This is a genomic window from Pseudomonas sp. Ant30-3 (genome assembly GCF_000690905.1).
Taxonomy (GTDB): Bacteria; Pseudomonadota; Gammaproteobacteria; order Pseudomonadales; family Pseudomonadaceae; genus Aquipseudomonas.
Genome location: NZ_JMCL01000008.1, coordinates 1 through 24,466 on the forward strand (window position 1 = coordinate 1; position 24,466 = coordinate 24,466).

Annotated in this window: 26 protein-coding genes; 3 read left to right on the forward strand and 23 right to left on the reverse strand. The window is 59.4% G+C overall.

Annotated elements, in window-relative coordinates; translation table 11 throughout:
- Positions 1-114: 114 nt before the first annotated feature.
- Positions 115-663: a hypothetical protein gene (locus DU29_RS0101665; RefSeq protein ID WP_028620128.1), complete on the reverse strand. Its 549-nt coding sequence runs from the start codon at positions 661-663 to the stop codon at positions 115-117.
- Between the two features lie 242 nt (positions 664-905).
- Here DU29_RS0101665 and xseA point away from each other — a divergent pair, with 242 nt between their 5' ends.
- On the forward strand, positions 906-2,285 hold the full coding sequence (xseA, locus tag DU29_RS0101670; protein WP_028620129.1) for an exodeoxyribonuclease VII large subunit: 1,380 nt from the start codon (positions 906-908) through the stop codon (positions 2,283-2,285).
- A gap of 3 nt (positions 2,286-2,288) precedes the next feature.
- Positions 2,289-3,110, forward strand: coding sequence for a M23 family metallopeptidase (locus tag DU29_RS0101675; protein WP_028620130.1), 822 nt, complete (start codon positions 2,289-2,291; stop codon positions 3,108-3,110).
- Between the two features lie 237 nt (positions 3,111-3,347).
- Here DU29_RS0101675 and DU29_RS0101680 read toward each other — a convergent pair whose 3' ends face one another.
- A complete protein-coding gene (locus tag DU29_RS0101680) occupies positions 3,348-3,575 on the reverse strand; it encodes a hypothetical protein (RefSeq protein ID WP_028620131.1) in 228 nt (75 codons plus the stop codon).
- Here DU29_RS0101680 and leuA point away from each other — a divergent pair.
- Positions 3,568-5,247: a 2-isopropylmalate synthase gene (gene leuA / locus DU29_RS0101685; RefSeq protein WP_028620132.1), complete on the forward strand. Its 1,680-nt coding sequence runs from the start codon at positions 3,568-3,570 to the stop codon at positions 5,245-5,247. The genes DU29_RS0101680 and leuA overlap by 8 nt on opposite strands.
- 187 nt (positions 5,248-5,434) lie before the next feature.
- On the opposite strand, the gene DU29_RS0101690 is transcribed toward leuA, so the two are convergent.
- The 21 genes from DU29_RS0101690 to trmJ form a co-directional block, all read right to left on the reverse strand.
- Positions 5,435-6,226 (reverse strand): amidohydrolase, encoded by a 792-nt coding sequence (locus DU29_RS0101690; protein ID WP_028620133.1) that lies wholly within the window; start codon positions 6,224-6,226, stop codon positions 5,435-5,437.
- Positions 6,214-7,362 carry a pyridoxal phosphate-dependent aminotransferase gene (locus tag DU29_RS0101695; protein WP_028620134.1) on the reverse strand — a complete coding sequence of 383 codons (1,149 nt, stop codon included), beginning with the start codon at positions 7,360-7,362 and terminating at the stop codon, positions 6,214-6,216. The genes DU29_RS0101690 and DU29_RS0101695 overlap by 13 nt, the downstream gene beginning before the upstream one ends.
- A 293-nt stretch (positions 7,363-7,655) precedes the next feature.
- Entirely contained in the window at positions 7,656-9,125 is a 1,470-nt protein-coding gene (der, locus tag DU29_RS0101700; protein WP_028620135.1) for a ribosome biogenesis GTPase Der, read from the reverse strand.
- 240 nt (positions 9,126-9,365) lie between these two features.
- Positions 9,366-10,517: an outer membrane protein assembly factor BamB gene (gene bamB, locus DU29_RS0101705; RefSeq protein WP_028620136.1), complete on the reverse strand. Its 1,152-nt coding sequence runs from the start codon at positions 10,515-10,517 to the stop codon at positions 9,366-9,368.
- Complete coding sequence (locus tag DU29_RS0101710; RefSeq protein WP_028620137.1) at positions 10,510-11,151, reverse strand: tetratricopeptide repeat protein; 642 nt, start codon at positions 11,149-11,151, stop codon at positions 10,510-10,512. The genes bamB and DU29_RS0101710 overlap by 8 nt, the downstream gene beginning before the upstream one ends.
- A gap of 40 nt (positions 11,152-11,191) precedes the next feature.
- Positions 11,192-12,481 (reverse strand): histidine--tRNA ligase, encoded by a 1,290-nt coding sequence (gene hisS / locus DU29_RS0101715; protein WP_028620138.1) that lies wholly within the window; start codon positions 12,479-12,481, stop codon positions 11,192-11,194.
- A 51-nt stretch (positions 12,482-12,532) separates the two neighbouring features.
- Positions 12,533-13,642, reverse strand: a complete 1,110-nt coding sequence (gene ispG / locus DU29_RS0101720; RefSeq protein ID WP_028620139.1) for a flavodoxin-dependent (E)-4-hydroxy-3-methylbut-2-enyl-diphosphate synthase — start codon at positions 13,640-13,642, stop codon at positions 12,533-12,535.
- 3 nt (positions 13,643-13,645) lie between these two features.
- On the reverse strand, positions 13,646-14,668 hold the full coding sequence (locus DU29_RS0101725) for a RodZ domain-containing protein (protein ID WP_028620140.1): 1,023 nt from the start codon (positions 14,666-14,668) through the stop codon (positions 13,646-13,648).
- Entirely contained in the window at positions 14,668-15,426 is a 759-nt protein-coding gene (gene pilW, locus DU29_RS0101730; protein WP_028620141.1) for a type IV pilus biogenesis/stability protein PilW, read from the reverse strand. The genes DU29_RS0101725 and pilW overlap by 1 nt, the downstream gene beginning before the upstream one ends.
- A gap of 12 nt (positions 15,427-15,438) precedes the next feature.
- On the reverse strand, positions 15,439-16,587 hold the full coding sequence (gene rlmN, locus DU29_RS0101735) for a 23S rRNA (adenine(2503)-C(2))-methyltransferase RlmN (protein ID WP_028620142.1): 1,149 nt from the start codon (positions 16,585-16,587) through the stop codon (positions 15,439-15,441).
- 28 nt (positions 16,588-16,615) lie between these two features.
- Positions 16,616-17,041 carry a nucleoside-diphosphate kinase gene (ndk, locus tag DU29_RS0101740; protein ID WP_007916882.1) on the reverse strand — a complete coding sequence of 142 codons (426 nt, stop codon included), beginning with the start codon at positions 17,039-17,041 and terminating at the stop codon, positions 16,616-16,618.
- Between the two features lie 92 nt (positions 17,042-17,133).
- A complete protein-coding gene (iscX, locus tag DU29_RS0101745; RefSeq protein WP_028620143.1) occupies positions 17,134-17,334 on the reverse strand; it encodes a Fe-S cluster assembly protein IscX in 201 nt (66 codons plus the stop codon).
- A gap of 14 nt (positions 17,335-17,348) precedes the next feature.
- Entirely contained in the window at positions 17,349-17,690 is a 342-nt protein-coding gene (gene fdx / locus DU29_RS0101750) for an ISC system 2Fe-2S type ferredoxin (protein WP_028620144.1), read from the reverse strand.
- A complete protein-coding gene (gene hscA / locus DU29_RS0101755) occupies positions 17,690-19,555 on the reverse strand; it encodes a Fe-S protein assembly chaperone HscA (protein ID WP_028620145.1) in 1,866 nt (621 codons plus the stop codon). Before hscA ends, fdx begins: the two co-directional genes overlap by 1 nt.
- A 51-nt stretch (positions 19,556-19,606) precedes the next feature.
- Positions 19,607-20,119 carry a co-chaperone HscB gene (gene hscB, locus DU29_RS0101760; protein WP_028620146.1) on the reverse strand — a complete coding sequence of 171 codons (513 nt, stop codon included), beginning with the start codon at positions 20,117-20,119 and terminating at the stop codon, positions 19,607-19,609.
- Positions 20,120-20,127: 8 nt separating this feature from the next.
- On the reverse strand, positions 20,128-20,451 hold the full coding sequence (gene iscA / locus DU29_RS0101765; protein WP_028620147.1) for an iron-sulfur cluster assembly protein IscA: 324 nt from the start codon (positions 20,449-20,451) through the stop codon (positions 20,128-20,130).
- 34 nt (positions 20,452-20,485) lie between these two features.
- Positions 20,486-20,872: a Fe-S cluster assembly scaffold IscU gene (iscU, locus tag DU29_RS0101770; protein ID WP_028620148.1), complete on the reverse strand. Its 387-nt coding sequence runs from the start codon at positions 20,870-20,872 to the stop codon at positions 20,486-20,488.
- An 84-nt stretch (positions 20,873-20,956) separates the two neighbouring features.
- Positions 20,957-22,171, reverse strand: a complete 1,215-nt coding sequence (locus tag DU29_RS0101775) for an IscS subfamily cysteine desulfurase (protein ID WP_028620149.1) — start codon at positions 22,169-22,171, stop codon at positions 20,957-20,959.
- Between the two features lie 50 nt (positions 22,172-22,221).
- Positions 22,222-22,713, reverse strand: coding sequence for a Fe-S cluster assembly transcriptional regulator IscR (gene iscR / locus DU29_RS0101780; RefSeq protein WP_028620150.1), 492 nt, complete (start codon positions 22,711-22,713; stop codon positions 22,222-22,224).
- Between the two features lie 237 nt (positions 22,714-22,950).
- Positions 22,951-23,727 (reverse strand): serine O-acetyltransferase, encoded by a 777-nt coding sequence (gene cysE / locus DU29_RS0101785; RefSeq protein WP_028620151.1) that lies wholly within the window; start codon positions 23,725-23,727, stop codon positions 22,951-22,953.
- Between the two features lie 2 nt (positions 23,728-23,729).
- Positions 23,730-24,466, reverse strand: a 737-nt coding sequence (gene trmJ, locus DU29_RS0101790; protein ID WP_028620152.1) for a tRNA (cytosine(32)/uridine(32)-2'-O)-methyltransferase TrmJ, incomplete at its 5' end; no start/stop codon positions are given.

Sequence of the window (24,466 nt, forward strand, 5' to 3'; positions counted from 1 at the left end):
CTTGCTCCCGCTCGGTTGCGTAGCGACCGCCAAAAGGCCGGGGCCGCTTCGCAGCCCGGCGGGAGCAAGCTCCCTCGCCACAGGGGGGTGTTCCTTGCTACCAGCACCACGTTTCTACAACTCCACTTTCACCCAACTCACAGGCTGATCCAGCCAATCGGCAAACTCGTCGATAAAACTCTGCTTGAAACCCGCCTCGGCCCAGTTGTTGAAAATGAAACCGAGGTTGGAAAACCCGCATTCCTGCAAGAACAGAAACCCGTTGATGTCATCTTCATGACCGCATTCCGGGCAGGTGAAGTTGTCGGTGCGCCCCGGCATCCACTCTTCCAGGCTTTCGAACAACGCCTCGCCGACTTCCTTGCGACACTCGGCACAGCCCGCCTCGCCCAGAAACCCTTTGGCCGGCGTGTAGATGCAGCGCTTGGTGATGATTTCCAGGCCATTGATCGGCTCGCCGAACGGCAGCGCCTGCGGATGCAACACCACCGCTCGCGCGCCGTCGGCAATGGCGTGGCCCATGCGGTTGCCGGTCCGCCCGCAAGTGGTCAGCTCTTCCTTGATGATGTTCTTGCGCGCCAGCCAACGCACGATCGCCCGCGCCCGAGGTTCGTGCACCGGCAGCGTGGAGATTTTCGGGACGATGATGCTTTGCGAATTCATGCTGCAGCCTGCTACGTCAAATGGATGTTCTTCGCCGCGGTCTGACGCTTGCGCGGGCAAGCCACACTCCCACAGGGTCTGCTGTCGGCACAAACCCCTGTGGGAGCGAGCCTGCTCGCGAAGGCGTCAGAACGGCCGGCAGCTTAATCGCTGACGAAACTGGGTCAAGTCTTGGCTGCACCGGCGAGCGATTTGCGCTGGCTCATGGAGATTGACCGCCAAATGCCTTTAAACTGCCTCCCATGATTAAAGATCCCTTTGCAAGACTCGGCCTGGACCGTGAAGTGCTTACCGTCAGCCAGCTCAACGGCCGCGCGCGGGTGTTGCTGGAAGACGTGTTCAGCAATATATGGGTCGAAGGCGAAATCTCCAACCTCGCCCGCCCGGCGTCCGGCCACGTGTACTTCACGCTCAAGGACAGCGGCGCCCAAGTGCGTTGCGCATTGTTTCGACAAAACGCTGCGCGGGTGCGTCAGGCGCTGAAAGACGGCCTGGCGGTGAAGGTTCGCGGCAAGGTTTCGCTGTTCGAAGGCCGCGGTGACTATCAACTGATCCTCGACACCGTCGAACCTGCCGGTGATGGCGCTTTGCGACTGGCGTTTGATGCGCTGAAAGAAAAGCTCAGCGCCGAAGGCCTGTTCAGTGCCGAACGCAAAGTGCCGCTGCCGGCTCATCCGCAGCGCATCGGCATTATCAGTTCGCCCACTGGCGCGGTGATTCGCGACATCATCAGCGTATTCCGCCGCCGGGCACCGCAGGTCCAGCTGACGCTGATCCCGACTGCCGTGCAAGGCCGCGAAGCCACCGCGCAGATTGTCCGCGCGCTGAAACTCGCCGATGCCCGTGGTTTCGATGCGCTGATCCTGGCCCGTGGCGGCGGCTCGCTGGAAGACCTTTGGTGTTTCAACGAAGAAGCCGTGGCCCGCGCGGTGGATGCCTGCGTGACGCCGATTGTCAGCGCTGTGGGCCATGAAACCGATGTATCGATCAGCGATTTCGTCGCCGACGTTCGCGCACCCACACCGTCCGCCGCCGCCGAACTGCTCGCCCCGGACTCCAGCGATCTCGTGCGCCGGGTCGAAAGCCTGCATCGCCGGTTGGTGATGCGCATCCGCGACCGCTTGATGCGTGATCGCTTGCGTCTGGAAGGCATGGCGCGACGTCTGCGGCATCCCGGCGAACGTCTGCGCCAGCAGGCGCAACGTCTGGATGACCTGGACATGCGCATGCGCCGCGCCTTCGAGCGCAGCCTCAATACGCGCCGCGAACGACTGATACGCTTGGAAACGCGCCTCGCCGGGCAACATCCGGGCCGGCAACTGGCGATGCTCCGCCAACGCCTCGACAGCCTGGGCGAGCGCTTGCCCCGCGCCATGCGTGAAGGGCTTAAATCGCGGCGTCTGGCATTGCAGAGTCAAGTGCAAACGCTGCAAGTGGTCAGCCCGCTGGCCACCCTGGCGCGCGGTTACAGCATCTTGCTCGACGAGCGCGGTCATGCGATCCGCAGCGCTGCGCAAACCCACAACGGCCAGCGCTTGCACGCCCGCCTCGGCGAAGGCGAATTGCACGTTCGGGTCGAAGACAATCACCTGACGCCCGTCACCCTCTCTTTACTGGATTGATCCATGCCGCGTTTTCTTGCTCCGTTGTTCTTGCTGTGCCTGACGTTCAATGCCCACGCTGACAGTTACATCACTCGCCTGCTGAACAAACCGGTGCCGGGCGGTGTGGCGGTCGTCGATCTCGGCGCTTCAGCGCAAGCACCGAAAGCCAGCTATCAGGGCAAACCGGTGCTGGTGGTCAAGGAGCAGCAAAATTGGCTGGCGATTGTCGGTGTTCCACTGACGGTCAAGCCCGGCACGCAACAAGTCAGCAGCGGTGGGCGAAATCTGAGTTTCACGGTGGGCAACAAGAAGTACCCGGAGCAACGCATTACCCTGAAGAACACCCAGCAGGTGAATCCTGATCCGGCCAATCTCAAGCGCATCGAGAAGGAGTTGGCGGAGCAAATTGCGGCCTACCGCATGTTCAGCCCGAACACGCCGAGCAACCTGCTGCTGGACAAACCGGTCAATGGGCCACTGTCGAGCAAGTTCGGCGTGCGCCGCTTCTTTAATGGTGAAGAGCGTAATCCGCATTCGGGCCTGGATTTCGCCGTACCTGCGGGGACGCCGATCAAGACGCCGGCGGCGGGCAAAGTCATTTTGATCGGTAACTATTTCTTCAATGGCAACACGGTATTTGTCGACCACGGCCAGGGCTTCATCAGCATGTTTTGTCACATGTCGAAGATCGACGTAAAGGTCGGCCAGCAGATGGCTCGAGGCGGCGTGGTCGGCAAAGTCGGCGCGACTGGCCGTGCGACCGGGCCGCACATGCACTGGAATGTCAGCCTGAATGATGCGCGGGTGGATCCGGCGATATTCATTGGCGCTTTTCAGCCGTAAATGTGTTGGTGAGGCTTAAGAACTTTTCGCGAGCAGGCTCACTCCTACAGTGGTCTGCGGCGTGTCACACATCACTGTGGAAGCGAGCTTGCTCTGGGCGGCATTCCGACGGAGGCGGCAGCCGTATCACTACCATCCTTCAATTGCCGACGTTCAACCATCACCGCAATCATTATTGCATCACGCACAAATACGCGCGATTAAATCTCGCAAACACTAATGAAAGCAGAACTTCTCTCAATTTTTTTCGACTGCTTGCCAACCTTCACCCTCGCGGTTAGGGTTGAAGGCATGAAAACCTCTCACACCCTCATCCAGCTTCGTCAGCACCGCAGTCTGTGCCTCGTCAGTGCACGACTGCCGGGCTGAATCGCGGTACCTCGTCCTGAGCTTTCCCAAGAACATTTGATCCACCGGCAGGCCGCCTTTTTTCGGCCAATACAATAAGGATTTCCCGATGAGCATGCTCAAAGACCCGTCTTCGAAGTACCGCGCGTTCCCGACCATTGATATTCCGGACCGTACCTGGCCATCGAAGACCATCACCGCAGCGCCGATCTGGTGCAGCTCCGACCTTCGCGACGGCAACCAGTCGCTGATCGAGCCGATGGACGCGGTGAAAAAGCTGCGCTTCTGGAAAACCCTCGTGCAAGTCGGCGTGAAAGAAATCGAAGCCTCGTTCCCGGCCGCTTCGCAAACCGATTTTGACTTCGTGCGTACGCTGATCGAAGGCAACCACATCCCGGACGACACCACCATTCAGGTGCTCACCCAGGGGCGTGAAGACTTGATCGAGCGCACCTTCGAATCCCTGCGCGGGGCAAAAAAAGCCATCGTTCACCTGTACAACGCAACCTCCCCTTCCTTCCGCCGTATTGTCTTCAATCAGGACAAGGAAGGCGTGAAAGCGATCGCCGTGAACGCGGCCAAACTGTTCGTCAAATACGCCGCCCAACAGCCGGACACCGAGTGGACCTTCGAGTATTCGCCAGAGACCTTCAGCGCCACTGAGGTGGAATTCGCCAAGGAAGTCTGCGACGCGGTGATCGAAGTGTGGAACCCGACGCCCGAGCACAAAATGATCCTCAACCTCCCAGCTACGGTTGAGTGCGCGACCCCGAACATCTATGCCGATCAGATCGAATGGTTCGGACGTCACATCAACCGTCGTGACAGCGTGATCATCAGCCTGCACACCCATAACGACCGTGGCACTGGCGTTGCTGCCACCGAGTTGGGCCTGATGGCCGGCGCCGACCGTGTCGAAGGCTGCCTGTTCGGCAACGGTGAACGTACCGGCAACGTCGATCTGGTGACCGTGGCGTTGAACCTCTACACCCAAGGCATTCACCCTGAGCTGGATTTCTCCGACATCGACGGTGTGCGCAAAGTCGTCGAAGAGTGCAACCAGATCCAGGTGCACCCGCGCCATCCGTACGTCGGCGACCTGGTGCATACCGCGTTCTCGGGTTCGCACCAAGACGCGATCCGCAAGGGCTTCGCCCAGCAGAAACCGGATGGCCTGTGGGAAGTGCCGTACTTGCCAATCGACCCGGCCGACATCGGCCGCAGCTACGAGGCGGTGATTCGCGTCAACAGCCAGTCGGGCAAGGGCGGTATCGCTTACCTGCTGGAGCAGGAATATGGCATCAGCTTGCCACGCCGCATGCAGATCGAATTCAGCCAGGTGGTGCAGCGTGAAACCGATCGTCTGGGCCTCGAGATGACGGCCCAGCAGATCCACGCTTTGCTGCACAGCGAGTACTTGCAGGCCAACACCCCGTACGCGCTGGTCAGCCATCGTCTGCAGGAAGAGAACGGTCACAGCGCCGTGGAAGTGGAAGTTTCGGGTAAAGGTCAGGGTGAAACCAACCTGCACTGGCGTGGCAAGGGCAACGGCGCGCTGGAAGCATTGGTCGCCGGTCTGCCGATTCCGGTGGAAATCATGGACTACAACGAACACGCGATTGGCGCGGGCACCAACGCCAAAGCGGCGGCGTACATCGAACTGCGTGTGGACGGCCAACGTGCGGTGCACGGTGTGGGCATTGACGAGAACATCACCACCGCAAGCTTCAAAGCGCTGTTCAGCGCGCTGAACCGCTCGCTGAGTCAGCCGGAAGCGAAAGCGGCGTAAGCCATCGCTGAAATGCAAAAGGCCCCGGGGTGTGAACCCCGGGGCCTTTTTTTGCCTGTAGTTTATGTATTGACCGGTATGGCCCCATCGCGAGCAGGCTCGCTCCCACAGTGGATCGTATGCCCAATACAAATTCACTGTAGGAGCGAGCCTGCTCGCGATGGGGTCCGCTCAGGCGGCGAAGATCTCAGGTGAACTCAAACGTATCCGCATCCAGATTCGCCGGGAACCGGGTGCGATACGCCGCCAGTTCTGCCACATCCAGAACCACCTCGAACACCCCGTCCGCCTCCCCCGCACTAAGCAATGTTTCACCCTGGAAATCCAGCACCTGGCTGTCGCCGGTATACGCAAACCCCTTGCCGTCCGTGCCAATGCGATTAACCGCTGCCACATAGCAGAGGTTTTCGATGGCCCGCGCCGGCAGCAGACGATTCCAGTGCTGACGCCGCGCACCTGGCCAGTTCGCGGTGTACAGCAACAGATCAGTGTCCTGAGCATCGCGACTCCACACCGGGAAACGCAGGTCGTAGCAAATCAGCGGACGCACGCGCCAGCCCTTGAGCTCGAACTGCACCTGACGCTCGCCCGGCGTGTAATGGTTGTGCTCGCCCGCCATGCGGAACAGGTGGCGTTTGTCGTAGTGCAACACCTCACCGTCCGGCCGCGCCCACAGCAAGCGATTGCGATGACTGCCGTCAGCGGCCTGCACGATGACACTACCGGTGATCACCGCATTCAGCTTCGCCGCCTGTGCCCGCAGCCACTTGCTGGTCGGGCCATTTTCAGCTTCTGCCAGCGTCTGCGATTCCATGGAAAAACCGGTGGTGAACATCTCCGGCAAAATGATCAGATCAGCGCCGCGCGCCTGCTCCAGCAACGATTCGAAATGTTCGAGGTTGGCCTGCCGGTCATGCCACGCCAGCGTCGTCTGAATCAGTGCAAGTTTGAGATTGGGCAGTGCACTCAGATCACGCATAGTTTCTCCGCCGCTTCACGCAGGGTGTCTTCGCGCTTGGCGAAGCACAGTCGCACCAGCCGCTGGCCTTCAGGCGGCGACTGATAAAACACTGAAATCGGAATGCTTGCCACGCCGTGTTCCCGGGTCATCCACAGCGCCATGTCGACGTCGTTGAGGTCGGGGCGAATCTGCGAGTAGTCGACCAACTGGAAATACGTGCCGGCCACGCGGTTGAAGCTGAAGCGCGACGGTGTCAGCAGATCGCAGAACAGATCGCGCTTGGCCTGGTAAAACGCCGGCAGCTGTTCAACGTGTTCCGGGTGCTCGGCCATGAAGTCGGCCAAGGCGTATTGCAGCGGCGTCACCCCGCAGAAGCTGACGTACTGGTGCACCTTGCGCAGTTCGGCCGTGAGCGCCGGTGGCGCGACTACATAGCCGGTTTTCCAGCCGGTGACGTGGTAGGTCTTGCCGAACGAGCTGATCACGAAGGCGCGCTGGTACAGCTCCTCGTGATTGAGCACGCTGACATGCGCGACGCCGTCAAACACCAGATGCTCGTAGACTTCATCACTGATCAGGTAGATGTCGCGATCACGGATCAACGCCGCCAGACGGTCCAGCTCGGCACGACTGATCAGGGCACCGCTCGGGTTGTGCGGGCTGTTGAGGACGATCATCTTCGTGCGCGGTGTGATTGCGTCGGCGAGCTTCTGAAAGTCGATGGAAAAGTCGTCCAGACCGAGCTGCACGTGCACGCAGCGCCCACCGGCCAGTTCCGTCGCCGGTGCATAACTGTCGTAGCAAGGATCGAAGACGATCACTTCGTCGCCGCTGTGGATAACCGCCTGGATCGCGCAGAAAATCGCCTGGGTCGCGCCTGGGGTGATGGTCACTTCGTGGTCGGGGTCAACATTGACGCCGTAACTGCGGGCAATCTTCGCCGACACCTGCTGACGCAACGCTGGCAGCCCGGTCATCGGTGAATACTGGTTGTGGCCACTGGCAATGTGCCGACCGACCGCATCGCACAGAGCCTGCGGTGCATCGAAATCGGGGAAACCCTGAGACAGGTTGATCGCGCCGGTTTGCGCCGCGAGCTGAGACATCTGCGTGAAGATAGTGATGCCGACATTCGGCAGCTTACTGGTGATCATCGGTGATTCCCTGCTCTACACCCGGCTCTAACGGCGGCGCGGAAGAGCCCGAGGATAGCCCATCAGGCGCCCATAAAAAAAGGGCGCCTCTCGGCACCCTTCATCCAAACATCACCGCATTACTCTGTGGCGAGGGGATTTATCCCCGTTGGGTGGCGTAGCCACCCCAAAACCATCCACTGCGGGCTGTCAGCTAAACCGCGGTGGAGGGTTTACGACTACTTCGTAGCCGAACGGGGATAAATCCCCTCGCCACACCAGCACCTACACAATGTGTGTGGGGGGGCTGTGAATCAACGCTTGTCGCGGCGCTTTTTGTCGGCCTTCTTGTGGTGCGACATCATGCGACGCTTCTTGTTGACCTGACGGTCGGTGAGCGAGTTCTTGTTGCCTTCGTACGGGTTCTCGCCGCCCTTGAACTCGATGCGTATCGGCGTACCGACCAGCTTCAGGACACGACGGTAAGTGTTTTCCAGATAACGCACGTAAGACTTCGGCACCTTCTCGATCTGGTTACCGTGAATCACGATGATCGGCGGGTTCGCGCCACCCAAGTGGGCATAACGCAGCTTGATCCGGCGGTTGTTGACCATCGGCGGCGCGTGTTCGCCAACTGCATCTTCCAGAATCGTGGTCAGACGGTTGGTAGGCCAGCGGGTGACCGCAGACTTGAACGAGTTCTGTACGGAAGCGTATAGGTTGCCCACGCCCGTCCCGTGCAGGGCCGAGATGAAGTGGATGTCAGCGTAGTCGACGAAGAACAGTCGACGTTGCAGCTCGACCTTGACGAAGTCTCGCTCGCCCGGCGTCATGCCGTCCCACTTGTTGATCGCGATAACCAGCGCACGACCCGCTTCAATGGCAAAGCCCAGCAGGTTGAGGTCGTGATCCACCACGCCTTCGCGGGCGTCCATCACGAAGATCACCACGTTGGCGTCTTTGATCGCCTGCAGGGTTTTGACCACGGAGAATTTTTCAACTTCTTCGTGGATCTTGCCGCGCTTGCGCACGCCCGCGGTGTCGATCAGCGTGTACTTCTCGTCGTTACGCTCGAACGGGATGTAGATACTGTCGCGGGTGGTGCCGGGCTCGTCATAAACGATGACCCGGTCTTCACCGAGCATGCGGTTGACCAGAGTCGACTTGCCGACGTTCGGGCGGCCGATGATGGCGATCTTGATCCCGTCTTTTTCGCTCGGGCCAGGAATGCGCTTGGCTTCCTCGCCTTCAGCAACGATCTCTTCTTCGCCGTCTTCTGGCTCTTCTTCGTCTTTCGGGAAGGTGCTCAGGGCAATTTCGAGCATCTGCGTGATGCCACGACCGTGGGCGCCGGCGATCGGAATCGCGTGGCCCATGCCCAACGGGGCGAACTCGGCGCGGGCCATTTCAGGGTCGATGTTGTCGACCTTGTTGGCAACCACGTAAGAACGCTTGTTACGTTTGCGCAAATGCTCGGCGATCATCTGGTCGGCGGCGGTGAAACCGGCCTTGGCATCTACCAGAAACAAAACCACATCGGCCTCTTCAATGGCCAGCAGCGACTGCTCGGCCATTTTTTCGTCCATACCGTGCTCGTCACCGGAGATACCACCGGTGTCGACCAGAATGTAGGAACGCCCTTGCCACTTGGCCTCACCGTATTGGCGATCACGGGTCAGACCGGACAAGTCGCCAACGATGGCGTCACGAGTCCTGGTCAGGCGGTTGAACAAGGTGGACTTGCCGACGTTCGGTCGGCCCACCAGGGCGATTACGGGAACCATGCGGCTCTCCACTTCGTTATTTCAGAAAATACAAAAGCCGCTGCGAGGCAGCGGCTGGTGCTCGGGGCATCACTGTGTGTTTAATTGTGGGAGCTGGTTCGCCAGCGAAACAACGCAAAGGCACAGCGTCTATTCAGGATGCCAACGTTATCGTTGACGTCCATCGCGAGCAGGGCTCGCTCCCACATTTATCACCACAGATGAAGCCGCTTGGGGTTTAACCCAAGCATAGTCAAATCTTTACTTGATGGTCAGGGCTTCCAGTTTGCCACTGTTGCCATACACATAAATCATGTCACCCACCACCAGCGGTCGGGCACGCAGGCCATCGCTGTCGATGCGTTCGCGGCCGACGAAGCGACCGTCCACCTGGCTCAGCAGGTGCAGGTAGCCTTCCATGTCACCGACGGCTACGTAGCTGGAAAACACTTCCGGCGCCGAGAGCTGACGGCGAGCCAGCGAATCATTGCTCCACAATGCAGAGGTGGAACGCTCGTCGACACCTTCAACGGTGCCTGACGACAAGCTCACGTAAACACTGCCGAAACCCTGAGCAACACCGGCATAGCTGGAAGCATCACGCTGCCACAGCTGACGACCGCTTTCCAGGTCGAGTGCCGCAACGCGACCCTGATAGCTGGCGACATACAGCGTACCGCCGGACAGCAGCAAGCCACCGTCGATATCGACCACACGCTCCAGTTCCGAACGGCCTTGTGGTATCGCAACCCGCTGTTCCCACACCGGCACGCCGTTGGAAATATCGAGCGCGACCACTTTACCGGTCGACAGGCCAGCCACCGCAAGGCGGTTGGTTACGATCGGCGCACTGGTGCCACGCAAGGTCAGGACAGCCGGCGTGCTGTCGTACAACCAGCGCTGGTCACCGGTGGCAGCGTCCAGGCCGATCAGACGATCGTCCTGAGTCTGAACCACGACAACGTCACCGTTGTTGGCCGGCGGTGCAAGTACTTCACTGGACACACGCGTGCGCCACTTCTCTTCACCGCTGCTGGAGTCCAGCGCAACGATCTCGCCTTTGGTGGTACCGAAAACGACCAGACCGTAACCCACGCCAACGGCGCCGGAAACAGGCAGTTCGAGATCTTTTTCCCACTTGACGTCGCCATTGCTGCGATCCATCGCCATCACCACACCGGTGACGTCCGCAGCATAAATGGTATCGCCCTCGATCGCCGGAACCAGCATGTTGTATGTTTCGCCCTGACCGTCACCGATCGAACGACTCCACTGCTTTTGCAGAACCACTTCTTCTTTGAAGTCGGTCAGCTCGGCCGGTGGCAATTCTTTTTTGCTGTTGCTGCTGCAACCCGCGGCCAAAATGGCCAGAGCCAGCAATGCTGCATGTTTCCAACGAATCACGTCACGCATCCCCTTTGGCCAGATCGTCCAGCTTGATTTGTAAGCCGCCGACCGCCGCTTCATCCGACAGTGCCGCCTTGGCTTTTTGATATGCCGTGTTTGCTTCGTCGGTACGACCCAACTGCACCAGCAGGTCGCCCTTGAGTTCTTCGCGAGTGGCCAGGAACGCTGTGTCGGCATCGCCTTCCAACAGCTTCAGGGCTTCATCGGCCTTGCTTTGTGCAGCCAGAACCTGTGCCAGACGTTGACGAGCGATCTCGCCCAGCGCCGGTTTGGCCGGTTTGGCGATAATGGCTTTCAGCTCGGTGGCGGCGTCGTCCAGCTTGCCGCTGTCGACGGCAACTTTCGCCACGAACAGGCTGCCGTACTGCGCGTACGCGGTACCGCCGAACTCGCTGTTGAGCTTGCCAGCCAGGTCCGAAACACGGGCCGCGTCAGGCTTGCCGTCAGGCGTCAGCGTGGTTTCCAGCAACTGCTGATAGAGAATCGACGCACCCTGCGACTGATTGCTCTGATACTTCTGCCAAGCCTGCCAGCCGAACACGATGACCAGCGCCAACAGGCCGCCAGTGACCAGGGGCTTGCCGTTGCGTGTCCACCAGTCCTTCAAATCCGCCAGCTGTTCGTCTTCGGTATTCGACACCCCAATACTCCTTAATCGCTAAATCGGCTGTTTGACAGCTTCAACCCTGCACGACGCAGGTGGCCAGGTGTGCAGCAAGCGCATCCCAGGCAATGCTTTGTTGTTCGCCCTGGCCACGCAGGGGTTTGAAACCTACCACTTGCTGGGCCATTTCGTCGTCACCGAGGATCAGCGCGTACAACGCGCCGCTCTTGTCGGCTTTCTTGAACTGGCTTTTGAAGCTACCGGCGCCGGCATTGATCTGCAGGCGCAGGTTGGGCAATTCGTCGCGTACTTTCTCGCTCAACGTCAGCGCAGCCAACTCGGCGGCCTCGCCAAATGCACAGAGATAGACGTCAACCTGACGGGAAATTTCTTGCGGAATCTGTTCCAGGGTTTCCAGCAACAGCACCAGGCGCTCGATCCCCATGGCGAAACCAACGCCAGCGGTCGGCTTGCCGCCCATCTGCTCTACCAGACCGTCGTAACGGCCGCCGGCACACACGGTGCCTTGAGCGCCGAGTTTGTCGGTGACCCATTCGAAAACGGTCTTGCTGTAGTAATCCAGCCCGCGCACCAGCTTCGGGTTGATCACGTAAGGAATGCCCGCGGCATCAAGGCGCGCCTTGAGGCCCTCGAAATGCACGCGGGATTCGTCGTCGAGGTAATCGGCCATTTTCGGCGCGTCGACCAGGATCGCTTGAGTGTCAGCGTTCTTGGTGTCCAATACCCGCAGCGGGTTGGTTTTCAGACGGCGCTGGCTGTCCTCGTCGAGCTTGTCCAGGTGAGCAGACAGGAATTCGACCAAAGCCTCGCGGTAACGGCCACGGGACTCGCTGGTGCCGAGGCTGTTGAGTTCGAGCTTGACCGCATCACGGATGCCCAGCTCGCCCCAAAGGCGCCAGGTCAGCACGATCAGCTCGGCGTCGATGTCCGGACCAGCGAGGTTGAACACCTCGACACCAATCTGGTGAAACTGGCGATAACGGCCTTTCTGCGGACGTTCGTGGCGGAACATCGGCCCGATGTACCACAGTTTCTGCACCTGGCCACCACCGGTGATGCCGTGCTCGAGTACGGCACGCACGCACGCGGCAGTGCCTTCGGGACGCAGGGTCAGCGAATCGCCGTTGCGGTCCTCGAAGGTGTACATCTCTTTTTCAACGATGTCGGTCACTTCACCGATGGAGCGCTTGAACAGCTCGGTGAATTCAACGATCGGCATGCGGATCTGCTTGTAACCGTAGTTATCCAGCAAACGCGAAACAGTGCCTTCGAAGTGACGCCACAGCGGAGTCTGTTCGGGCAGGATGTCGTTCATGCCACGAATGGCTTGCAGAGACTTGCTCACTATAAATCCTTATTCGTTCGGCTCTTCAGCCGTTCGACTCTTAAGTAGGGCTTAGCCGCGCGCGATAACTGCTGCGTCGGCTTCGACCTTCTCGGCCGCTTTCTGGCGGATCAAGCGTTCAAGCTCATCCACCAGATTGTCATTCGTCAGTTTCTGCGACGGCTTGCCGTCGATGTAAATCAGGTTGGGCGTGCCGCCGGTCAAGCCGATATGGGCTTCCTTGGCTTCACCCGGCCCGTTGACCACACATCCGATGACCGCGACATCCAGCGGCACCAGCAGGTCTTCGAGGCGCCCTTCCAGCTCGTTCATGGTTTTCACCACATCAAAGTTCTGCCGCGAGCAGCTCGGGCAGGCGATGAAGTTGATGCCACGGGAACGCAGGTGCAAGGATTTGAGAATGTCGTAGCCGACTTTCACTTCCTCGACCGGGTCGGCCGCCAACGAGATGCGGATAGTATCGCCAATCCCTTCGGCGAGCAGCATACCGAGGCCTACGGCGGATTTCACCGTGCCTGAACGCAGACCACCGGCTTCGGTGATGCCCAGGTGCAGCGGCTGGACGATTTCCTTGGCCAGCAAGCGGTACGCGGCGACGGCCATGAACACGTCGGAAGCTTTCACGCTGACCTTGAAGTCATGGAAATTCAGGCGTTCAAGGTGCTCTACATGGCGCAGGGCCGACTCGACCAATGCGGCCGGCGTTGGCTCGCCGTATTTCTTCTGCAGGTCTTTTTCGAGGGAGCCGGCGTTGACGCCGATGCGGATTGGAATCCCGCGATCACGGGCGGCGTCTACCACCGCGCGAACGCGGTCTTCGCGACCGATGTTGCCCGGGTTGATGCGCAAGCAATCAACGCCCAGCTCGGCCACTCGCAAAGCGATTTTGTAGTCAAAGTGGATATCCGCAACCAACGGCACTTTGACCAACTGCTTGATCTTGCCGAACGCCTCTGCGGCGTCCATGTCCGGCACGGAGATCCGAACGATATCGACGCCAGCGGCTTCCAGACGGTTGATCTGCGCGACGGTGGCGGCCACATCGTTGGTGTCGCTGTTGGTCATGCTCTGCACAGCGATAGGCGCATCGCCGCCCACAGGAACGTTACCCACCCAGATCTTGCGGGATTCGCGACGTTTGATTGGAGATTCGCCGTGCATGACTTATTGACCCAACTTCAGGCGAGCAGTCTCGCCACTGGTGAACGGAGCGACATCAACCACTTGCCCGTTGTAGCTGACCTGCGCGCCACGGGCATAGCCCAGACGCACGGCAAAAGGTGGCTTGCCGCTGACGGAAACGTTTTCGCCTTTGCGCTTGAGGCCGCTCAACAGCACCTTGCCGGTGCCGTCGGTGACTTGCGTCCAGCAATCGGCGGTGAACTGCAGTTGCACCTGGCCCTGACCGGCAACCGGAGCCGTTGCGGCCTGAGCAGGAATGGTCGGCGTAACCGAAGCGCTCGCCGGCGGGTTTGGCACGACCGGGGCAGTCGGTGAAGTCGGGGCTGGCGTGACCGGGGCCGCGACAACCGGCGCAGTGCTCGCTGCCGGAGCCGGTGCTGTGGGCGCAACAGGCACGGCCGCTTCAGCAGCCGCTGGCGTTTCAGCAGATGTTTCGGCTTGTGGCAACGCCAGCTCAGTGGTGCCTTCAGCCTGACCTTCCACGACGGCCTGGTCTTCCGGCTCGTCCAGCGGATGGATCTGGGTAGTGCCGTCGGCGCCTTCGACTTCAACGTGCTCCGGGCTCAGGGTGGTTACTTCCTTGGCACGCTGGGAGGTTTGATCCTGCCACCAGAAGAAACCACCGCCGATGACCGCGATCAGCAACAGCAGGCTGACAATTCGCAGAATCGTGTGGGAAACACGAACCGGCTCTTCGATACGACCCAGGCTGTGAACGCTGCTGCCCTGAGAGTCGGTGCCGGTGGACTGGTCGAACTGCTGAACCAGAACGGTCTGATCCATACCAAGCAATTTGGCGTACGCGCGAATGTAACCGCGAGCGAAGGTATGTCCCGGCAGCTTGTCGAAAGCGCCGGCTTCCAGATTGCTCAGGGAATTAACGGTGAGGTTGAGCTTGAGGGCCACTTCGGCCAGCGACCAGCCATTGCTTTCGCGGGCCTGGCGCAATGTCTCACCGGGGTTAACGCGATTCGCTGCTACAACTTCGGGATGCGCCGCTTTCATCATTGCTCCGACAGGTATTGCTGATATTCCGGCGTACCGGGATAGAGTCGTTTTAATTGCAGGCCAAAACTGGCGGCCTTGTCGCGATCTTCAAATACTTTTGCCAGCCGAACGCCGAGCAATAGACTACGTGCATTTTGTTCGGTGAGCAGGCTAAAACGGTCGTAATAGTCACGCGCCGGCACATAATGCCTGTCTTCATAAGACAACTCAGCCATTTCCAGCAATGCCCGCGGCTGTTGCCGGTTCAGGCGCAAAGCTTTCTCCAGTTGCTGCCGAGCAAGATCACGCTGACCGAGCTTGGAGGCCGTAATGCCGAGGTTTTCGAAAACCCGCGAACGCTCAGGATACAGGGTATCGGCGGCAGCCTGTTCGAAGCGCTCGTAGGCTTCTTTATAACGCTTCTGCTCGAAAAGAAAACTGCCGTAGTTGTTAAGAATCCGTGCATCACCGGTACGCGAAGACAGCGCCTTGCGGAAATGCTCGTCCGCCAGCTCTGGTTCCATCTCGGCTTGAAACACCAGCCCCAGCGCGGCATTGGCATCGGGGTCGGAGCTGTCCAGGTCCAGCGCTTTCTTCAGCGGGACCTTGGCGCGCTCGGTCATGCCTTGTTGCAAGTATCCCAGGCCAAGCTGTACGTAAGCAGCACGCGCTTCGTCGCGGCCCTTGCTGGTCTTCATCGGGTTGAAATCGCCCGACAGGACACAACCAGTACAAAGACTGGCCATCAGCACAAGCAGCGCAAAGCGCAATGACATAGAGATCCTCTCTTAAGTGTTGTTCGCGGCGTTCTGCGCCAGATCGTTCTCGGCGCTCAACTCGCGCACGGCGATATAGCGTTCGCTGCGGCGGGTGCGATCCAGCACCTGCCCTACCAATTGACCACATGCAGCGTCGATGTCTTCACCACGCGTGGTGCGTACGGTGACATTGAAGCCTGCATGGTGAAGCTGATCCTGGAACCGACGAATTGCGTTGTTGCTCGGACGCTCATAGCCGGAATGCGGGAACGGGTTGAACGGAATCAGGTTGATCTTGCACGGGATGTTCTTGAGCAGCTCGATCATCTCAACCGCATGCTCAACCTTGTCGTTGATGTCCTTGAGCAAGGTGTACTCGATGGTCAGCACGCGTTTTTCGCCCAGGGACGACATGTAGCGCTGGCACGACTCGAGCAGCATCTTAAGCGGATATTTCTTGTTGATCGGCACCAATTGGTTACGCAATGCGTCGTTTGGTGCGTGCAGAGACAACGCCAGGGAGACGTCGATGTGCTTGGACAGCTCATCGATCATCGGCACCACGCCGGAGGTCGACAGGGTCACACGGCGCTTGGAAATGCCGTAACCGAGGTCGTCCATCATCAAGTGCATGGCCGCAACAACGTTGTCGAAGTTCAGCAGCGGCTCGCCCATGCCCATCATCACCACGTTGGTGATGGCACGGTCGGCGGTCGCCGGGATGCTGCCGAACGATTTATTGGCAATCCACACCTGACCGATGACTTCGGCGGCGGTGAGGTTGCTGTTGAATCCTTGCTTGCCGGTGGAGCAGAAACTGCAATCCAGGGCACAGCCTGCCTGGGACGAAACGCACAAGGTGCCGCGTTTGCCCTGGGGAATGTAAACGGTCTCGACGCAGCTGCCGGACGCCACACGCACCACCCATTTACGGGTGCCGTCGGTGGAGATGTCCTCGCTGACAACTTCCGGACCGCGAACTTCGGCAATAGCCTTGAGCTTGTCGCGCAAGGCCTTGCTGACGTTCGTCATGGCGTCGAAATCATCGACGCCAAGGTGGTGAATCCATTTCATTACCTGACCGGCACGGAAACGCTTCTCCCCGATCGAGTCGAAGAATTTTTCCATTTCCTGTTGAGTCAGACCCAGCAGGTTGGTTTTTACAGTCGATGTAGTCATGGATTCACCTTCACTCTTAAGCCAATGCTTAGCGAGTGGTTACTTCAGTAGCTGCGAAGAAGTACGAGATTTCGCGAGCAGCAGCGGCTTCGGAGTCCGAACCGTGCACAGCGTTGGCGTCGATGGAATCAGCGAAGTCAGCGCGGATGGTGCCGGCAGCGGCTTCTTTAGGGTTGGTAGCGCCCATCAGCTCACGGTTCAGAGCGATAGCGTTTTCGCCTTCCAGAACCTGAACGACAACAGGGCCGGAGATCATGAAAGCAACCAGGTCGCCGAAGAAACCACGAGCGCTGTGCTCAGCGTAGAAGCCTTCAGCTTCGGCTTTGGACAGTTGCTTGAGTTTCGAAGCTACAACGCGCAGGCCAGCTTTTTCGAAACGAGTGGTGATCTCGCCGATGACGTTTTTTGCAACAGCGTCAGGCTTGATGATGGAGAAAGTACGTTGAACAGCCATGGTGTAACTCCAGAAACGGTAATTTGTGAAAAATTAAACCCGCGAATTATACGCGGGTTCTTGGGTATTGCCTAACTGCGTGCGGTGGTGGCTCAGTCTGCTTCTTCGATCCACAAGGTCTGGATCGCTTCAAGAACCTTTTCCCCGCCCCGGTCCGGCACGTCATCGAACTCGGGCAGCGCCATCACCAGATTACGCAGTTTAACGAAGTTCACCGTTAGAGGATTAACGTCCGGGTGCGCCTCGGCAAGCTGTATAGCGATCTCTTGTACATCAACCCATTTCAGGCTCATGACATTTCCTTGAATCAGTGCGGCGCTTCGGCCGCATGGTTGAGCGAGTACTTCGGTATTTCGACGGTCAGGTCTTCAGTCCCGACGATCGCCTGACAGGCCAGACGCGATTGCGCTTCCAGGCCCCAGGCACGATCAAGGAAATCTTCCTCCAGCTCGTCGGCCTCTTCGAGCGAGTCGAAACCCTCGCGAATCAGGCAGTGACAAGTGGTGCAAGCGCAAACACCGCCGCAAGCGTTTTCCATCTCGATGTGGTGCTCGTGCGCCAGATCCAGGATGGAAGTACCGGGCTCAGCCTCGACCACCATGCCTTCCGGGCAAAACTTCTCGTGGGGCAGAAAAATGACCTGCGGCATCAAATATCCTCGATTTCATTCAGGTTGCGCCCCGACAGAGCGGCTTTCACCGTCAAATCCATACGGCGGGCAGCAAAGGCATCAGTGACTTGCGACAGACGCTTGGTCTGCTGCTCGATGGCGAAACCATCGGTGCCTTTCATCAGTTCGGTCAGTTCCTGCATCTGCAGTTCGATGACCATGCGCTCTTCAGCGTCGAGCAGGCGTTCGCCGTCGACATCAAGAGCGGCCTGTACGGCCTCGATCAAGCGCTGGGCATCGACCTGCTGCTCGCGCAGTACACGGGCGACTTTGTCGTCATTGGCGTGCTGGAACGAATCCTTGAGCATCTTGGCGATTTCGCCGTCGGTCAGACCGTAAGACGGTTTGACCTGAATGCTGGCTTCAACGCCTGAACCCAGCTCGCGGGCAGAAACGCTGAGCAAACCGTCGGCATCGACCTGGAAAGTGACGCGGATCTTCGCCGCGCCAGCCACCATGGCCGGAATGCCGCGCAATTCGAAGCGGGCCAGGGAGCGGCAGTCGCTGATCAACTCGCGCTCGCCTTGCAACACGTGAATCGCCATGGCCGACTGGCCATCTTTGTAGGTGGTGAAATCCTGGGCGCGGGCAACGGGGATGGTGGTGTTGCGCGGAATCACCTTCTCCATCAGGCCGCCCATGGTTTCAAGTCCTAGGGACAACGGAATCACATCGAGCAAAAGCAATTCGCCGCCATCGCGTTTGTTGCCTGCCAACGTATCAGCCTGGATCGCAGCCCCGATGGCCACCACTTGATCCGGATCGATTTCCGTCAGCGGCTCGCGACCGAAGGCTTCAGCCACCGCTTCGCGAACGCGCGGCACACGGGTCGAACCACCGACCATGACCACAGCGTGGACTTCTTCCAGCTCGATGCCGGAATCACGTACCGCACGGCGGCAGGCTTTCAGGCTGCGAGCGACCATCGGCTCGATCAGCGCATTAAAGGCTTCGCGGGTGAGCTGAGCTTTCCAGTCGCCGTAAACGACTTCAACAGCGTCGGCATTGGTCAGCGCTTCTTTGGCAGCACACGCGGTTTGCAGCAGATGCCGTTGCGCGCCAGGGTCGAGGTCCGCCGACAAACCGGCGCTGGCGATGATCCAGCCAGCGATTGCATGATCGAAATCATCGCCGCCCAAGGCACTGTCGCCACCGGTGGCCAGGACTTCGAAAACGCCGCCGGTCAGACGCAGAATCGAAATATCGAAGGTGCCGCCGCCCAGGTCGTAAATCGCGACGAGGCCTTCAGCATGTTGATCCAGCCCATAAGCCACTGCCGCAGCGGTCGGCTCATTGAGCAAGCGCAGCACGTTCAAACCGGCCAGTTTCGCCGCGTCCTTGGTCGCTTGCCGCTGGGCGTCGTCGAAATACGCCGGCACGGTAATCACCGCACCGACCAGTTCGCCACCCAATGCCGCTTCGGCGCGCTGACGCAGCACCTTGAGGATATCGGCGGAGACTTCGACCGGGCTTTTCGGCCCCTGAATGGTGTCGATGAACGGCATGTGCGACTCACCGCCGACAAAGCGGTACGGCAGTTGATCGCCCAATTGCTTGACGTCGGACAGACCACGACCCATCAAGCGCTTGACCGACAGCACAGTGTTCAAGGGATCGGCAGCGGCAGCCCGTTTGGCGGACTCGCCGACCTCAACGCGATCGGCGTGATAGCGCACGGCCGATGGCAGGATGACCTGCCCTTCAGCGTCGGCCAAAGGCTCGGAAAGACCACTGCGCAACGCAGCGACCAGCGAATTGGTAGTGCCCAAGTCGATCCCCACAGCCAGACGACGCTGGTGCGGTTGAGGACTTTGGCCGGGTTCGGCGATCTGCAGTAGGGCCATCGTTATCAGGACTTATCTGTATATCAGGCGTGCGACCGGAGCGGCACTGGGTTAATCGTCGAGGCGCTCTTCTAACTGGCGCACTTCGTAGGTCAGCTTGTCGAGGAACTGCATGCGTCGCATCAGGCGCTCGGCCTGCTCGCGTTGCGCTGCGTCATCCCAACAGGCTGCGAAACTTTGGTTGAGTTCATCCTGGGCGACCTTCAGGCGGCGCTTGAACGCAGCAACCCCGTCCAGATCAGCCAGATCTTCGAGTTCTTCACGCAACTCCATCTGTTGCAGAAGAAACTCCGGATCATGCACCGTGACCTCCAGCGGCAACTCGCCCCCATTCATCGCAAGCAGGTATCGCGCGCGTTTCGGGGGATTCTTGAGCGTCTGGTAGGCCTCATTGAGGCTCGCGGATTGCTCGAGCGCCAGCCGCTGCTCGCGCTCGGAAGCGTCCGCAAACCGGTCAGGATGAACGCCACGCGCCAACTCACGGTAGCGCGTAGCCAGCTGGTCGAGGTCCAGATTGAAGCTCGGCTGCAGCTCAAATAAAGCGAAATGACAAGGAGTACCCACAAATAGCCTCAGATGTTGAAGCTTTCGCCGCAGCCACACTCACCGCGTACGTTGGGGTTGTTGAACTTGAAGCCTTCGTTCAACCCTTCCTTGACGAAATCGAGCTCGGTGCCGTCCAGGTAGGACAGGCTCTTGGGGTCGATAATCACTTTTTCGCCGTGACTTTCGAACACCTGATCCTCTGCAACCACCTCGTCGACAAACTCCAGCACGTAGGCAAGGCCGGAACAGCCTGTGGTGCGAACACCCAGACGAATCCCTTCACCCTTGCCGCGCCCGTCGAGGGAGCGCCGCACGTGTCGAGCAGCCGCTTCTGTCATGCTGATAGCCATCGGTGACTCCTTACTCGTCGCCAAATCCTGGAATTCAGATCAAGCCTTTCTTCTGCTTGTAGTCGCGAACGGCCGCTTTGATAGCGTCTTCCGCGAGCACGGAGCAGTGAATTTTCACTGGCGGCAGAGCCAGTTCTTCGGCCAGCTGAGTGTTCTTGATGGTCTCTGCTTCATCCAGAGTCTTGCCCTTCATCCACTCGGTCGCCAGGGAGCTGGAAGCGATTGCCGAACCGCAGCCATAGGTCTTGAACTTGGCGTCTTCGATGATGCCGGCTTCGTTGACCTTGATCTGCAGGCGCATCACGTCGCCGCACGCCGGAGCGCCGACCATGCCGGTGCCGACATCAGGATCTTCCGCGTCCATCTTGCCGACGTTGCGCGGGTTCTCGTAGTGGTCGATGACCTTTTCGCTGTAAGCCATGATTCTTAATCCTCACTCATCAGATAGTCGCTCTTTGAGCCCTGCACCCGGAGGCTGGCAGGGCCGGTTTGCGGCGACTTGAAATCAGTGTGCCGCCCACTCGATTTTCGAAATGTCGACACCGTCTTTGTACATGTCCCACAGCGGCGACAAGGTGCGCAGCTTGGTAACGGCCTCGCAGACTTTCTGCGCGGCGTAGTCGATTTCTTCTTCGGTGGTGAAACGGCCGAAGGTGAAGCGGATCGAGCTGTGTGCCAGTTCGTCGTTGCGGCCCAGGGCGCGCAGTACGTACGAAGGCTCAAGCGACGCCGAGGTGCAGGCCGAACCGGACGACACCGCCAGATCCTTGAGCGCCATGATCAGCGACTCGCCTTCAACGTAGTTGAAGCTCAGGTTCAGATTGTGTGGAACGCGGGCGGTCATGCTGCCGTTGACGTAGAGTTCTTCGAGGTCTTCGACCTGCTTGAAGAAGCGGTCGCTCAGGGCTTTGATGCGCACGTTCTCGGCCGCCATGTCTTCCTTGGCTACGCGGAAAGCTTCACCCATGCCGACGATCTGGTGGGTCGCCAGGGTGCCGGAACGCATGCCGCGCTCGTGACCGCCGCCGTGCATGGTCGCTTCGATGCGCACACGCGGCTTGCGGCTGACGTACAGCGCGCCGATGCCTTTAGGGCCATAGGTTTTGTGGGCGGAGAACGACATCATGTCGACTTTCAGCTTCTGCAGGTCGATTTCAACCTTGCCAGTGGACTGAGCGGCGTCGACGTGGAACAGGATGCCCTTGGAACGGCACAGTTCGCCGATCGCTTCGATGTCGTTGATGGTGCCGATTTCGTTGTTCACGTGCATGACCGAAACCAGAATGGTGTCGTCACGCAGGGCAGCTTCGATCATCTCCGGAGTGACCAGACCATCGGTGCGCGGCTCGAGGTAGGTGACTTCGAAGCCTTCACGCTCCAGTTGGCGCATGGTGTCGAGGACAGCCTTGTGCTCAATCTTGGTGGTGATCAGGTGCTTGCCTTTGGTGGCATAGAAATGCGCCGCACCCTTGATTGCCAGGTTGTCGGATTCGGTGGCACCGGAGGTCCAGACGATTTCACGCGGGTCGGCGTTGACCAGGTCGGCCACCTGACGACGAGCGTTTTCGACGGACTCTTCAGCTTTCCAGCCAAACACGTGGGAACGGGACGCCGGGTTACCGAAGTTTCCGTCGACCAGCAGGCATTCACTCATTTTTTGCGCGACACGCGGATCAACCGGGGTGGTCGCAGAGTAATCAAGGTAAATCGGCAATTTCATGGACTCTCTCCTAAATCAGGCTGGCTGGCGTGCCGCTAGCTCTATGGCTGTCATTCGACGGCGGACGCTTCAATCTTGTCCAGGCGCGGCGCCTTGCTGTTGCAACGGCGCTGGTCCTGACGCTGGGCTACTTCTTGTACCTCACGGCGAGTGACAAGATCAGCCAAGCTGATACCGCTCAGAAATTCGTGAATCTGCAGGCTCAGGTCGCACCACAAGTGATGCGTCAGGCAGGTGTCGCCTTGATGGCAATCGCCCTGACCCTGGCATTTGGTGGCGTCAACCGATTCGTTGACTGCATCGATCACCTGAGCCACCTGGATGCCCTGCATTTCCCGCGACAGCTGATAGCCGCCGCCGGGGCCGCGAACGCTGGAAACCAGGTTGCTGCGGCGCAGCTTGGCGAACAGCTGTTCGAGGTAGGACAGGGAGATGCCTTGGCGCTCGGAGATATCGGCCAGGGACACCGGCCCGTGCTGCGCGTGCAACGCCAGGTCGAGCATGGCGGTCACGGCGTATCGGCCTTTTGTAGTCAGTCGCATGGACAATTACCACGGAGTTCGGAATGGGGCGAGTATGCAATTCCCGAGTATTTAAGTCAACTATAAGACCTAGTGCTTTAGTCAGGTTTACCCGCAAAAGAGCGGCCGCATCATAGCAAAGGCCGAGGGGATGCAGCCAGTGATTGCGCGTTATCGTTCATCGCGAGCAGGCTCACTCCTACAGGGAAACGCATTTCAAATGTAGGAGTGAGCCTGCTCGCGATGAAGTCGACTCGGTTAACCGGCCTGAGTCTGGTCCTTGTCCTTCACGCAGGCGAAGTCTTCTTCGCGCAGCTCAGGCAGATCTTTCGCACAGTAATTGCTACCCAGATCCTTCAACGCGCCGCACATGCCTTCCAGACGCCCGTCGACTGCCTGCAGATGATCGAGCAATTGGTTGATGGCCCGAGCCACCGGATCAGGCATGTCCTCGCCAACGCCGTAAGCATCGAAACCGATCTTCTCTGCCATGGCTTTGCGTCGGGCGTCCTGCTCTTCGTCAGGCTTGACGATAATCCGTCCCGGGATGCCGACCACGGTCGCACCGGCAGGCACCGCCTTGGTCACGACTGCGTTCGAGCCAACCTTAGCGCCCGCACCCACAGTAAACGGGCCAAGCACTTTCGCGCCGGCACCCACCACCACGCCATCTTCCAGCGTCGGGTGACGCTTGCCTTTGTTCCAACTGGTGCCGCCAAGCGTCACACCTTGATAAAGCGTGACGTCGTCGCCAATCTCGGCCGTTTCACCAATTACGATGCCCATGCCGTGATCGATAAAGAACCGACGGCCAACCTTGGCGCCCGGATGGATCTCGATCCCGGTCAACCAGCGGCCGAAATTCGACACCAGCCGCGCCAGCCACTTCAGCTCTGCGCGCCACAGGGCCGCCGACAATCGGTGGATCCAGATGGCGTGCATGCCCGGGTAGCAAGTCAGGACTTCAAAAGCGTTACGCGCCGCCGGGTCTCGATGGAAAACGCTCTGGATATCTTCACGCAAACGCTCGAACATTATTAATCCTTCCGCTTTAGAAGCTCGCCACGGGCCGCTTTCTGGGTTTCCGTGAGGATGCCACGCAATATGTTCATTTCCGCCCGGCTGACCGAGCTTCGTCCGTACAACCGGCGCAGGCGCGCCATCAAGTGGCGGGGTTTTTCCGGATCGAGGAATTCGATGGCCACCAGGGTTTGCTCCAGGTGCTCATAGAATCGCTCCAGCTCGTCCATGGTCGCCAGTTCGGCGCTCTTGGTCGAGGCGACTTCTTCCTTCTCGACCTTGCTCGGCTGGCCCTGGGCCGCGAGCCAGGACATGCGCACTTCATAACTCAACACCTGCACCGCCGCCCCAAGGTTCAGTGAGCTGAACTCAGGGTCTGACGGGATGTGCACGTGATAATGACATCGCTGCAGCTCTTCATTGGTCAGGCCTGAATCTTCACGACCGAACACCAGGGCGATTTCGGCGCCTTGCGCAGCTTCCTCGACAACTTTCGTTCCGCACTCGCGGGGATCAAGCAGCGGCCAGGGAATACGGCGGTCGCGGGCACTGGTGCCGAGCACCAGATTGCAGCCGATCAAGGCATCTTCCAAAGTGGCGACGACCTGAGCGTTTTCAAGGATGTCGCCGGCGCCCGAGGCTCGCGCATCGGCCTCGTGGTGCGGGAACAACCGCGGCTCGACCAGCACCAGCCGCGTCAGGCCCATGTTCTTCATGGCACGCGCCACCCCGCCGATGTTGCCGGGGGGGCTGG

Coding starts and splice junctions, on each gene's coding strand:
- ndk (WP_007916882.1), bottom strand. CDS start 17,041: ATGGCTGTTCAACGTACTTTCTCCATCATCAAGCCTGACGCTGTTGCA.
- iscX (WP_028620143.1), bottom strand. CDS start 17,334: ATGAGCCTGAAATGGGTTGATGTACAAGAGATCGCTATACAGCTTGCC.
- DU29_RS0101680 (WP_028620131.1), bottom strand. CDS start 3,575: ATGCTCATCGGGAAATCCTTATTGTATTGGCCGAAAAAAGGCGGCCTG.
- DU29_RS0101675 (WP_028620130.1), top strand. CDS start 2,289: ATGCCGCGTTTTCTTGCTCCGTTGTTCTTGCTGTGCCTGACGTTCAAT.
- DU29_RS0101725 (WP_028620140.1), bottom strand. CDS start 14,668: ATGAAAGCGGCGCATCCCGAAGTTGTAGCAGCGAATCGCGTTAACCCC.
- DU29_RS0101775 (WP_028620149.1), bottom strand. CDS start 22,171: ATGAAATTGCCGATTTACCTTGATTACTCTGCGACCACCCCGGTTGAT.
- DU29_RS0101665 (WP_028620128.1), bottom strand. CDS start 663: ATGAATTCGCAAAGCATCATCGTCCCGAAAATCTCCACGCTGCCGGTG.
- DU29_RS0101690 (WP_028620133.1), bottom strand. CDS start 6,226: ATGCGTGATCTGAGTGCACTGCCCAATCTCAAACTTGCACTGATTCAG.
- cysE (WP_028620151.1), bottom strand. CDS start 23,727: ATGTTCGAGCGTTTGCGTGAAGATATCCAGAGCGTTTTCCATCGAGAC.
- xseA (WP_028620129.1), top strand. CDS start 906: ATGATTAAAGATCCCTTTGCAAGACTCGGCCTGGACCGTGAAGTGCTT.
- bamB (WP_028620136.1), bottom strand. CDS start 10,517: ATGCGTGACGTGATTCGTTGGAAACATGCAGCATTGCTGGCTCTGGCC.
- iscR (WP_028620150.1), bottom strand. CDS start 22,713: ATGCGACTGACTACAAAAGGCCGATACGCCGTGACCGCCATGCTCGAC.
- fdx (WP_028620144.1), bottom strand. CDS start 17,690: ATGCCGCAGGTCATTTTTCTGCCCCACGAGAAGTTTTGCCCGGAAGGC.
- ispG (WP_028620139.1), bottom strand. CDS start 13,642: ATGCACGGCGAATCTCCAATCAAACGTCGCGAATCCCGCAAGATCTGG.
- iscA (WP_028620147.1), bottom strand. CDS start 20,451: ATGGCTATCAGCATGACAGAAGCGGCTGCTCGACACGTGCGGCGCTCC.
- hscA (WP_028620145.1), bottom strand. CDS start 19,555: ATGGCCCTACTGCAGATCGCCGAACCCGGCCAAAGTCCTCAACCGCAC.
- DU29_RS0101695 (WP_028620134.1), bottom strand. CDS start 7,362: ATGATCACCAGTAAGCTGCCGAATGTCGGCATCACTATCTTCACGCAG.
- pilW (WP_028620141.1), bottom strand. CDS start 15,426: ATGTCATTGCGCTTTGCGCTGCTTGTGCTGATGGCCAGTCTTTGTACT.
- leuA (WP_028620132.1), top strand. CDS start 3,568: ATGAGCATGCTCAAAGACCCGTCTTCGAAGTACCGCGCGTTCCCGACC.
- der (WP_028620135.1), bottom strand. CDS start 9,125: ATGGTTCCCGTAATCGCCCTGGTGGGCCGACCGAACGTCGGCAAGTCC.
- iscU (WP_028620148.1), bottom strand. CDS start 20,872: ATGGCTTACAGCGAAAAGGTCATCGACCACTACGAGAACCCGCGCAAC.
- rlmN (WP_028620142.1), bottom strand. CDS start 16,587: ATGACTACATCGACTGTAAAAACCAACCTGCTGGGTCTGACTCAACAG.